This window comes from Microbacterium sp. JZ101, assembly GCF_053903175.1.
In genome coordinates this window covers 1348434-1359344 of the sequence record NZ_CP096400.1, presented here as the reverse complement: position 1 = coordinate 1359344, position 10911 = coordinate 1348434, and the positions used below count along the sequence as shown (strand labels likewise).

Here is a 10911-nt window from a genome sequence, read left to right as displayed (position 1 = left end):
ATGATGCCCCGCAGGCCCCTCGCCCTCGTCGCCGCGATCGCCGGCGCGATCTCGCTCGCGGGCTGCGTACCCGAGCCCGCACCGACGCCGACGCCGACCGGCTTCGCGTCCGAGGAGGAGGCATTCGCCGCGGCGGAGGAGACGTGGAACGAGTACGTCACCGCCGTCAATGACGTGGACCTAAGGAACGCCGACACGTTTGAGCCGCTGTACGAACTCACCGTGGGCGACTTTAATGCCGATGTTCGTGAGGAATACAGCCGAAACCATGCCGAGGGCTGGACAACAAGCGGCGACGCCGCGACGAAATCGTTCCAACCAGTCAGCTATGACGCGAAAACCCACCAAGTTGTCGCGATCAGCTGCCTCGACGTTTCAGAGGTCCAGGCATTCGATGCGTCCGGAGAGTCCGTCGTCGATCCCGAGCGGCGAGATCTACAAGCGCTCGAGATCACGTTCACGCTTCGTCCTGAAAAAGCTGACGCGCGCATAAGCGATGTCTCCGGGAGCGCCTCGGAGTCGATATGCGAATAGCCTCAGTAACAGCGACCTTGATCCTCTTGCTCACGCCCCCGTCGATGAACGTCCTCGTAGCGGAAGCAATCCCGGCTTGTGCAGATATAGGACTCTGGACAAACTGCGACACCGACAACAAGGAAGACCACGTCGAGCTCGAGGGAGAGCGGCACATTCCGCAGGCTCCTCCGCCGCAGCAGCAGAACCCGCAGCAGGAGTACGAGTACATCGACTACGGCGACAACGGCCTGCCGCAGGTGCCGGGGCAGCAGGAGGAGCGAGTGCCGTGCCGGCTCGAGAACTGGCCGACGGCACGGGATCAGTGCCGTGTCGAGAAGCCGCCGGCGGAGGAGGATCCCGAGCCCGAGGCGCCGGTCATCCCGCCGCTGACCGAGCGCGACGTGCTGACGTTCGCTCCGGCTCCGCCGAGCGTGACCACCGAGCCCGCCGGGATCGCGATCGTCGGCATGCCGATGAACGTCGTCGCGCCCGCTCAGGAGCACGTCGCTGGCGGTTCGCTGTTCGGGCTGCCGGTCACCGTGACCTTCACCCCCGCGTCGTTCGCCTTCGACTTCGGCGACGGCACGGTGCAGACGGTCGGCTCGGGCGGATCGACGTGGAACGACCTCGGGCTCCCGGAGTTCTCGGCGACCGAGACGAGTCACGCCTATGCGGCCCGCGGCTCGTACGACGTCGTCGTCTCCGTGTCGTACAGCGCCGTGGTCGACTTCGGCGTGTGGGGCGTCTATCCCGTCGACGGGCTCGTCACCGCGACGTCAGCAGGATCACCCGTGCGGGTGGTCGAGGCGCACACCGCCCTCGTCGAGGGCTCATGCGTCGAGAACCCCGCGGGCCCCGGCTGCTGAGACGGCAGCGCCGAGGCGTCGTCTCATGCGCCTCGTGAAGCGCAGCACCGAGCGGATGGGCACGCCGATCGCGTACGCGACGGCTCCCGAGACCGTGCGGTCGGCGTCGCCCAGTGCGAGCCGCCGCTCCCACGCGTCGCGAGCGCGGCCTCCCCAGCGCCGGTACGGCGGGCGCGGCGCGAGCGCTCCCGCCCGCCGCTGCGCCACGAGCCCGGCGAGCTGCTCGCTCCAGTCGTCGTCCGCCGTGTCGTGGAAGTAGCTGTCGCGCAGCCATTCCGCGCGGGGCATGCGGAAGCTCCGCGCGATCACGTCGTCCTCACCGCCGAACAGGCCGCTCTCCTCGAACACGACGTTGATGAGGCGGCGCGAGACGCCGAACGTGTCGAGCACGATCACGGGCACGCCGCGCGCGATGGCCTCGATCGCCGCGGTCGAGCTGACGGTCACGAGCCCTTCGGCCCTGTCGAGCGCCTCGCCCATCGGCTCCGTCGAGAAGACGAGATTCGGCGGCACGTCGCCGAGCTCGGCGATGAGATCCGGATAGGCGTCCCGCTCGGCGTGCGTCTGCTGCTCCCCCGCGCGCCCGCGCAGCTTCACGACGACACGGCGACTCGGGTCGAGCTTCGCCGCGTCGACGAGGATGCGCGCGACGATCTCACGATCCTCACGCGCGCGCGGCACGATCGCCTGCGCCGCGAACACGAGGTCCGTGCCGCCGCGCACAGGCTGCCCGCTCGGCGTGCCTCCTGCCGCGAACGGCAGGCGAGCCAGGCCGAACCGCTGAGCGATCCCCCGCTCCTCCGCGAGCCGGGCGAACTCCCGGACCTCGCGATGCGCATGCAGCACGAAGAGATCGCATTGACGCCGGAAGTGCAGCGCGAGCCACGTCGCGGGGACGGAGATGCCCGGGAGCCCCGTCACGATGACGGGCCGCGGCTCCAGCTGTGCGACCTCCCTCGCGACGACGCGCACGAGCGGACCGCGCGCGGCGACGAGCACCGCGTCGGCATCCGCCACAAGCTCTGCGAGCTCGTCGAAGGCGGCGCGCCGCACACGGCTGCGGTCGAGCCCGCTTCCCGCGAGCGCCGTCTCGAGCTGGGCGTCGCTCACGACGAGCGGCGTGTCCAGCACGATGAGCTCGCCAGCCTCATCCGGAAGGGTCCCCAGCAGGGCGGCCGCCCACTTGACGTACGAGTCCGTGTCGGCGATCCCCACGACCCGCCGCAGTGCGGCGGAGGTCATGCGTCGATCGCGTGCGCGAACCGACGCCGCGCGCCCGCGCGAACGCGCATCCGGTCGATGAGCGGCGCCATCGCGCGGGCGATCTCGAGCTGCTCCTCGGAGTCGATCTCGATGGCCGTGCGCTCGGGAACCTCGACGATCTCGACACGGCCGAAGAACCGATGGCGGGCGCGGAGGAAGCCCTCGACATCCAACACGTAGAACGCGCCCGTCTCGAGGAAGTGCGGCTCGCGGTCCTGCCGCCGCGGCCGGTACCCGACCTCGTGGTTGACCGCCTCGGCCCCCTGCTCGCCCCGCCGCCACAGGAAGCCGTAGGACTCGACCGCCGAGAACGCGCAGTCGGCATTCCCCTCTCGGACCCCGGCCACCGCCATCCGGAGCGCCTCGGTGTCGATGAACGGCGACGTCGCCTGCAGGAAGACGAGCACGCGCGGGCGCACGCCCTGGGCCGCGAGGGCGTCGAGCGCGTGCAGGAGCGCCGACTCCGAGCTCGCGGTCGAACCGGCGATCTCCGCCGGACGCTCGATCACCGCCGCCCCGTGGACCGTCGCGGTCGCCGCGATCTCCGCATCGTCGGTCGACACGAACACCTGGTCGATGCCCGCGTCGAGCGCCGAGCGCACCGCGCGGCCCACAAGCGGGACCCCCGAGATGCGGCGGAGGTTCTTGCCCGGCACCCCCACCGACCCGCCGCGAGCGGGGATCACCGCGACGACGTCGGCCGGCGCCGTCGCCGCGTCGTCGATCGCAGCGGTCGGCGCGCCCCCGGAGCCCCCCAGCTCCCTCGCGCCGACCGCCGCAGTCTCATCCGGGGCTGTCCGCCTCGGCAGCTCGTCCGCGAACGGCTCGCCCGTGCGTCGCACGATGCCGTCCTTCTCGCGCAGCACGCTTCCCGTGCCCTCGAGCAGCAGCGACAGCGTCGTCGTCGCGCTCGTCGCGAGCGACAGGACCTCGAGCGGCCGCCCGGCCCCCGCCAGCACCAGCTCGACCGGAAGCCCGAGGCGCGCGACCGTCACACCGGGCAGCGCCGAGACGAGGTCGAGCTGCTCGTCGGTCTCACGGCGGTGCGGCAGGTACGTCACCGGCTCGGCGGCCGCCTCGTCGGCGACCCACGCGATGTAGTCCGGCAGCGGCATATGCCCGTCCACCGGGCGCGCGCTGCCGAGCAGAAGGCGATCTCCACCCACGGCCCGCCTCATCCGGTCGCTGTGCGCGCTGTCGCGCAGCCATCCGAATCCGTGGGCGCCGACGCCGACCCCCAGCGTGCCCAGCGCCGCGGTGCGCTCGTCGCCCAGTGCGAACGCCGTGAAGAGGTCGACGCCGCCGGCGTGTGCGCGTCGGCGCAGGTGCTCGAGCGCCGAGGGGCCGAATCGCGCCGTGAGCCCGCGCTCGGTCTGCCCCGGTCGCGCGTAGGGGCGCCGCCCCGTGAGCGCGTCGGCGAGGGCGAGCGTGTTCGCGCCGTCGTCGAGGAACGTCACGCGGTCGGGGCGCAACACGCTCGCGGCGAGACGGAACTGCCCCGAGAACCCGTCGCCGACGATCCAGTGTCGGTGGCGCGCAAGCAGCCGCCACGGGATGCCGAAGTACGGGAGCATGTCGCCGAGCGGCGCGCGCCGGGCCGAGAGCTCTGCCGCGGTCTCGGGAACCTGGGTCGTGAGGCGGCACGCGACATCGATCACCGTGCCGTGAGCGTGCGCCCACTCGGCCGCCCCGAGCAGCTGCAGGGGCGACTCGATCCATGCGACCGGCTCGCGCTCCACGTGACCTCCTGGCTCTGCGGGATGCCCCGCGCGGCGAGACGCGGGTGTCCCACCTTGACGACCAGGGTGAGCCGAGGGCGTGAACGGGCCCCGGTCCGCGGGTGAGCCGCGGACGACGCGCACATGAACGGATGGTGACGCGGCGGCACTGGCAGGATGGGCACGTGCCCCGCCTCATGCTGCTCGACACCGCCTCGCTCTACTTCCGCGCGTTCTACGGCGTCCCCGACACGGTGCGCGCCGCCGACGGCACGCCCGTCAACGCGGCCCGCGGCCTCCTCGACATGATCGCGAAGCTCGTCACGACCTACGAGCCGACGCACCTCGTCGCCTGCTGGGACGACGACTGGCGCCCGCGGTGGCGCGTCGACCTCATCCCGTCGTACAAGGCGCACCGCGTCGTCGAGGTCGTCGCCGCCGGCCCCGACGTGGAGGAGGTGCCCGATCCCCTCGAGGCGCAGGTGCCGGTCATCCGCGAGGAGCTCAGCGCGCTCGGCATCCCGATCGTGGGGGCGGCGGAGCACGAGGCCGACGACGTCATCGGGTCGCTCGCGACGCAGTCCGCCATGCCCGTCGACATCGTCACGGGCGATCGCGACCTCTTCCAGCTCGTCGACGACGCCCGCGAGGTGCGCGTCATCTCCACTGTGAAGGGCATGAGCAAGCTCGAGGTGATGACGGAGGGCGTCATCCTCGAGCGATACGGCATCCGCGCCGACCAGTACGCCGATTTCGCGACGCTCCGCGGCGACGCCTCCGACGGGCTGCCGGGCGTCGCGGGCGTCGGCGAGAAGACGGCGGCGACGCTCCTCGCTGCGCATGGCGATCTCGCGGCCATCCGCTCTGCTGCCGCCGAGGGCGTGGGCATGACGAAGGGTCAGGCCGCGAAGGTCCTCGCCGCCGCGCCGTACCTCGACGTGGCGCCTCGGGTCGTCGCGGTCGTCAGAGACCTTGCGCTCGGCGACGTCGACGGAGAGCTGCGCCCGCTCGACGAAGCGCGCCGCACCGCCGCCCTCGAGCTCGCCGAGCGATGGAACCTCGGGACGTCGATGGCCCGCGCGATCGACGCGCTCGACCGCTGACGATCAGGCGACGCTGAACCGCTGCGTCGCCGCGATCCACTCCTCGAGCTTCGCGGTCGCCCGCCCGTCGTCCACCGCGGCCGCCGCCTCGTCGCGCGCCTCGGTGAGCCGCTGGATCATGTTGCGCTGGGCCTGCGTCGGGTCCTGCGACAGCCGGTAGGCCACGATCCCCGCCGCGGCGTTGAGAAGGACGATGTCCCGGACAGCTCCCTCCTCGCCCGCGAGCGTGCGACGCAGAACATCGGCGTTGTGCTCGGGGGTGCCACCGAGGAGGTCCTCCATCTGCGCCGTCGGGATGCCGATGTCGCGCGGATGGATGTCGAACTCGTGCATGTCGCCGTTCGAGATCTCCCAGATGCGGCTGTACCCCGTCGTCGTGAGCTCGTCGAGCCCGTCCTCACCGCGGAACACGAGGGCCGTCGCACCGCGCGTGCGGAACACGCCGGTGATGAGCGGAACGCTCTCGATCTGCGCGACGCCCACCGCGTTCGCCTCGGCGCGCGCCGGGTTCACGAGCGGCCCGAGGTAGTTGAAGACCGTCGGGACGCCCAGCTCGGCGCGCGTCGGGCCGGCGTGCTTGAAGCCCGGATGGAACGCGGCGGCCCAGGCGAACGTGATGCCGGCCGCGTCGAGCACCTGCGCGACGGCCTCAGCCGGGAGGCGCAGATCGATGCCCAGCGCGCTCAGGACATCCGATGCGCCCGACTTGGAGCTCGCGGCCTTGTTGCCGTGCTTCACGACGGGGATGCCCGTGGCCGCCACGATGATCGATGCCGTCGAGGAGATGTTGACGGTGCCGAAGCGATCGCCACCGGTCCCGACGATGTCGAGCACGCGCGGATCGACAGGCAGAGGCACGGCGGCCTCGAGGATCGCGTCGCGGAAGCCGATGATCTCCTCGACCGACTCCCCCTTGGCGCGCAGGGCGAGCAGGAATCCGCCGAGCTGAGCGGGCGTCGCCTGACCCTGCATGACCTGCCGCATGGCCCAGGTCGCCTCCGACACGCTGAGGTCCTGACGGGACAGCACCGTGGTCAGAACGGACGGCCAGCTGAGCTCATCGATCATGCCTCGATCTTAGGGCGCATGCGGGGCGGTCTCCCAGCAGGTTGTAAGGCGAACCTAAGTCGCAGGAGGGTGCGACGCACACCCTCCGGTGCCAAAATCACTCCCCGATATCGGCCATAATGGACGGGTGACGACCTCAGCTACGTATGCCCCTGCGCCGAGAACCGTGAAGCGCCCCGATCCCGTCGCCGTCGGCACGATCGTCTGGCTCGGCAGCGAGGTCATGTTCTTCGCGGGTCTGTTCGCGATCTACTTCACCCTCCGCAGCACCTCCCCCGAGCTCTGGGAGAGCCGCACCGAGCTCCTCAACGTGCCGTTCGCGCTCGTGAACACGATCATCCTCGTGCTCTCGAGTGTCACGTGCCAGATGGGCGTGTTCGCCGCGGAGCGCATGCAGCCTTACACCGTCAAGGGCAACGGCTGGAAGAGCTGGGGCATGGTCCCGTGGTTCTGGGTGACCTTCGCGCTGGGCGCGATCTTCGTCTCCGGCCAGGTCTGGGAGTACGCGCAGCTCGTCAGCGAGGGCATGCCGTATGGCGCCGACTCGTACTCGTCGGCCTTCTACCTCACGACCGGCTTCCACGCCATGCACGTGACCGGCGGCCTCGTCGCGTTCCTGTTCACCATCGGCCGCGCGTACGCGGTCAAGAAGTTCACGCACAAGGAAGCCACCACGGCGATCGTCGTGTCGTACTACTGGCACTTCGTCGACGTCGTCTGGATCGCCCTGTTCGCGGTCATCTACTTCCTGAAGTAAGAGCGGAGCAACAACATCCCCATGGCACGAGAGAAGAAGCGCCGCTCCCACGGCCGTCGCAGCCCCCTCGCCGCAGCAGCCCTCATCGGCATCGGCCTCGTCCTGTCCGGCGGCATCTACGCCGGCGCGTCCGCGGCAGTCGCCGCGACGAGCCAGCCCACCGCGGCCGAGACGAGCCTGACCGCCGAGGACGGCGAGAAGCTGTTCCAGGCGAACTGCGCCACCTGCCACGGCCTCGACCTGCAGGGCACGGACGACGGCCCCTCGCTGTACGGCGTCGGCGCGCTCGCGGTCGAGTTCCAGGTCTCCACCGGCCGCATGCCGATGGCCGCCCAGGGTCCGCAGGCCGACCAGAAGCCGGTCCAGTTCACCGAGGAGCAGATCCTCGCGATGGCCGAGTACGTGCAGTCGGTCGCCCCCGGCCCAGACTTCCCGTCGGACCACGTGCTCGACGGGCAGGGCGACCTCGCACGCGGCGCTGAGCTGTTCCGCATCAACTGCGCCATGTGCCACAACGTCGCCGCAGCCGGCGGCGCGCTCACCCAGGGCAAGTGGGCCCCGGACATCCAGGACACGAGCGCCCTGCACATCTACGCGGCCATGGTCACCGGCCCGCAGAACATGCCCGTCTTCAACAACATGAACCTCACGCCCGAGGACAAGCGCGACATCATCTCCGCTCTCCTCTACCAGCAGGAGCAGCAGGCGCCCGGCGGCTTCACGATCGGCTCGCTCGGCCCCGTCGCGGAGGGTCTCTTCGTGTGGATCTTCGGCATCGGCGGCCTCGTGGCCATCACGGTGTGGATCACGGCGAAGTCGAACTGAGCATGGCGAACGAAGAGGACAAGAGCGACATGGCACACGAGCACGACACGCAGGCGGTCGAGAAGGCCTACCGGCCTTCTCCCGGCCTCGCCGTCGCGGTCGACGACCCCGTGAAGAACCCGGGGCTCCCCCCGCACCGGGCGCGCATCACGGACAAGGACCCGCAGGCCAACCGCCGTGCGGTCCGCACGATCTACACGCTGTTCTACGTCTCGGTGGCGGCGAGCATCTGGGCGGTCGCCGCCTACATGCTGTTCCCCATCGAGGGCGACAACGCCACGATGTCAGCCATCCGGAACAACAACCTGTTCATCGGACTCGGCATCGCGTTCGCGCTGCTCGCGATCGGCATCGGGGCCATCCACTGGTCCAAGGCGATCATGAGCGACAAGGAGTTCGTCGAGGAGCGCCACACGACCCGCGGCTCCGAGCCGACGCGCGCGGCGGCCGTCAAGGCCTTCGCCGACGCGAACGAGGAGTCCGGCTTCGGACGCCGCAAGATGATCCGGAACTCGCTGTTCGCGGCTCTCGCGGCCAGCATCATCCCGGGCATCACGCTCTTCCGCAACCTCGCTCCGAACGACGGCAAGGACCCGGTCCAGCTGCTCAACGAGACGATGTGGGAGAAGGGCGAGCGCCTCGTGCTCGACCCCGAGGGCACGCCCGTCAAGGCGTCGGATGTCACGCTCGGGTCGGCGTTCCACATCATCCCCGAGTCGCTCGCGTCGCTGTCGCACTCCGACGGCTACCTCGAGGAGAAGGCGAAGGCCATCGTCCTCCTCGTCCGCCTGCTCCCCGAGCAGCTCACGGAGAGCGAGGAGCGCAAGGACTGGTCGTACGACGGCATCGTCGCGTACTCGAAGGTGTGCACGCACGTCGGCTGCCCCGTCGCCCTGTACGAGCAGCAGACGCACCACCTCCTGTGCCCCTGCCACCAGTCGCAGTTCGACGTGTCCGACCACGCGAAGGTCGTCTTCGGCCCCGCCGCGCGTCCGCTGCCGCAGCTGCCCATCACCGTCGACGACGAGGGCTACCTCGTCGCCAAGAGCGGCTTCACCGAACCCGTCGGCCCGAGCTTCTGGGAGCGTCATTGAGCACCGCAACCGTCACTGACAAGCCGCAGGAGAAGCCCCTCGGCGGACGCTTCGTCGGCGCGACGGCGAACTACATCGACGAGCGGACGAGCATGTCCGGCTTCGTCAAGGCCCTCGGACGCAAGGTCTTCCCCGACCACTGGTCGTTCATGCTCGGCGAGATCGCGCTGTGGTCGTTCGTCGTGGTCCTGCTCTCGGGCACGTACCTCACGTTCTTCTTCCAGGCGTCGATGGTCGAGACGCACTACGACGGCGCCTGGCTGCCGATGCGCGGCATCCCGATGTCCGCGGCCATGGAGTCGACGCTGCACATCAGCTTCGACATCCGCGGCGGCCTGCTCGTCCGCCAGATCCACCACTGGGCGGCCCTCGTCTTCGTGGCGGGCATCGGCATCCACATGCTCCGCGTGTTCTTCACGGGCGCGTTCCGCAAGCCGCGCGAGCTGAACTGGGTCATCGGCTTCGTCCTCTTCATCCTCGCGATGGCCGAGGGCTTCACGGGCTACTCGCTCCCCGACGACCTCCTCTCGGGCAACGGCCTCCGCATCATCGACGGCATGATCAAGGGCATCCCGCTCATCGGCACGTGGACCTCGTACCTCCTCTTCGGCGGCGAGTTCCCCGGCACCGACATCGTGGGCCGCCTGTACACGCTGCACATCCTGATCCTGCCGCTGCTCGTCATCGGCCTGATCGCGGTGCACCTGCTGCTCATGATCGTCAACAAGCACACGCAGTTCGCCGGCCCCGGCCGCACGAACGAGAACGTCGTGGGCTACCCGATGATGCCGGTCTACATGTCCAAGATGGGCGGCTTCTTCTTCATCGTGTTCGGCGCGATCGTGCTCATCGCATCGCTCGTGCAGATCAACCCGATCTGGAACTACGGTCCCTACGACCCGTCCCCCGTCTCGGCCGGAACCCAGCCCGACTGGTACATCGGCTTCGCGGACGGCGCGCTGCGTCTCGCCCCGTCGCACCTCGACGTCGTCATCGGCAACTACACGCTGTCGTTCGGCATCCTCATCCCGCTCGTCGTCCTCGGCCTCTTCATCGTGGTCGTCATGTTCTACCCCTTCATCGAGGCGTGGATCACGGGCGACAAGCGCGAGCACCACATCGCCCAGCGCCCGCGCAACGCCGCGACGCGGACCGCGATCGGCGCCGCCGGCGTGGTCTTCTACGCGACGCTGTGGGCCGCTGCCTCGTCGGACATCATCGCGACGCACTTCCGCCTGACGATGGAGGGGGTCATCCTCTTCCTCCAGATCTCGCTGATCCTCGCCCCGGTGGTCGTGTACTTCATCACGAAGCGCGTCTGCATCGCGCTGCAGAAGAAGGACCGCGAGATCGTCCTCCACGGCTACGAGTCGGGCCGCATCGTCCGCCTCCCCGGCGGCGAGTACCGCGAGGTGCACAAGCCCGTGAACGAGTACGAGCGCTGGAAGCTCGTCGCGGAGGAGACGTACGAGCCCCTCGTCGTCCGTCCTGACGACCGTGGCCGCATCACGGCCGGCCAGAAGCTCCGCGCGGGTCTGTCGCGCTGGTTCTTCGAGGACCGCCTCGCTCCGGTCACCGAGACGGAGTACCGCGCGGCGCTCGAGCACCAGCAGCACGTGCTCCACGAGTACGGCGACGGGCACGCCCACGGCGAGCTCGAGTCGGGCCACGACAAGCACTGAGCCAACGGCTTCAGCAGAA

General features: G+C 69.8%; 10 protein-coding genes. 7 read left to right on the top strand and 3 right to left on the bottom strand.

What is annotated here, in order from left to right; genetic code table 11:
- Together M1D56_RS06220 and M1D56_RS06215 are read left to right on the top strand one after the other, a co-directional pair.
- Complete coding sequence (locus M1D56_RS06220; protein ID WP_456284985.1) at positions 1-534, top strand: hypothetical protein; 534 nt, start codon at positions 1-3, stop codon at positions 532-534.
- 44 nt (positions 535-578) lie between these two features.
- On the top strand, positions 579-1382 hold the full coding sequence (locus M1D56_RS06215; protein ID WP_456284984.1) for a hypothetical protein: 804 nt from the start codon (positions 579-581) through the stop codon (positions 1380-1382).
- On the opposite strand, the gene M1D56_RS06210 is transcribed toward M1D56_RS06215, so the two are convergent.
- Both M1D56_RS06210 and M1D56_RS06205 read right to left on the bottom strand, forming a co-directional pair.
- On the bottom strand, positions 1347-2624 hold the full coding sequence (locus M1D56_RS06210) for a DUF6716 putative glycosyltransferase (RefSeq protein WP_456284983.1): 1278 nt from the start codon (positions 2622-2624) through the stop codon (positions 1347-1349). The genes M1D56_RS06215 and M1D56_RS06210 overlap by 36 nt on opposite strands.
- Positions 2621-4384, bottom strand: a complete 1764-nt coding sequence (locus M1D56_RS06205; protein WP_456284982.1) for an acylneuraminate cytidylyltransferase family protein — start codon at positions 4382-4384, stop codon at positions 2621-2623. Before M1D56_RS06205 ends, M1D56_RS06210 begins: the two co-directional genes overlap by 4 nt.
- A 176-nt stretch (positions 4385-4560) precedes the next feature.
- On the opposite strand from M1D56_RS06205, the gene M1D56_RS06200 reads away from it, so the two are divergent.
- Complete coding sequence (locus M1D56_RS06200) at positions 4561-5466, top strand: 5'-3' exonuclease (protein WP_456285215.1); 906 nt, start codon at positions 4561-4563, stop codon at positions 5464-5466.
- Positions 5467-5469: 3 nt separating this feature from the next.
- Here the strand turns inward: M1D56_RS06200 and trpD are convergent, their stop codons facing one another.
- On the bottom strand, positions 5470-6534 hold the full coding sequence (gene trpD, locus M1D56_RS06195) for an anthranilate phosphoribosyltransferase (protein ID WP_271173238.1): 1065 nt from the start codon (positions 6532-6534) through the stop codon (positions 5470-5472).
- A 127-nt stretch (positions 6535-6661) separates the two neighbouring features.
- On the opposite strand from trpD, the gene ctaE reads away from it, so the two are divergent.
- From ctaE to qcrB, 4 genes are read left to right on the top strand one after another with little or no spacing between them, the layout of a single operon-like run.
- Complete coding sequence (ctaE, locus tag M1D56_RS06190) at positions 6662-7291, top strand: aa3-type cytochrome oxidase subunit III (RefSeq protein WP_271173239.1); 630 nt, start codon at positions 6662-6664, stop codon at positions 7289-7291.
- A 21-nt stretch (positions 7292-7312) separates the two neighbouring features.
- Complete coding sequence (gene qcrC / locus M1D56_RS06185) at positions 7313-8116, top strand: cytochrome bc1 complex diheme cytochrome c subunit (RefSeq protein ID WP_324011731.1); 804 nt, start codon at positions 7313-7315, stop codon at positions 8114-8116.
- A 29-nt stretch (positions 8117-8145) separates the two neighbouring features.
- The gene (gene qcrA / locus M1D56_RS06180; RefSeq protein WP_271173241.1) at positions 8146-9210 is read left to right on the top strand and encodes a cytochrome bc1 complex Rieske iron-sulfur subunit; all 1065 of its coding nucleotides are present in this window, start codon (positions 8146-8148) and stop codon (positions 9208-9210) included.
- Positions 9207-10892 (top strand): cytochrome bc1 complex cytochrome b subunit, encoded by a 1686-nt coding sequence (qcrB, locus tag M1D56_RS06175; RefSeq protein WP_271173242.1) that lies wholly within the window; start codon positions 9207-9209, stop codon positions 10890-10892. The genes qcrA and qcrB overlap by 4 nt, the downstream gene beginning before the upstream one ends.
- Positions 10893-10911 lie beyond the last annotated feature (19 nt).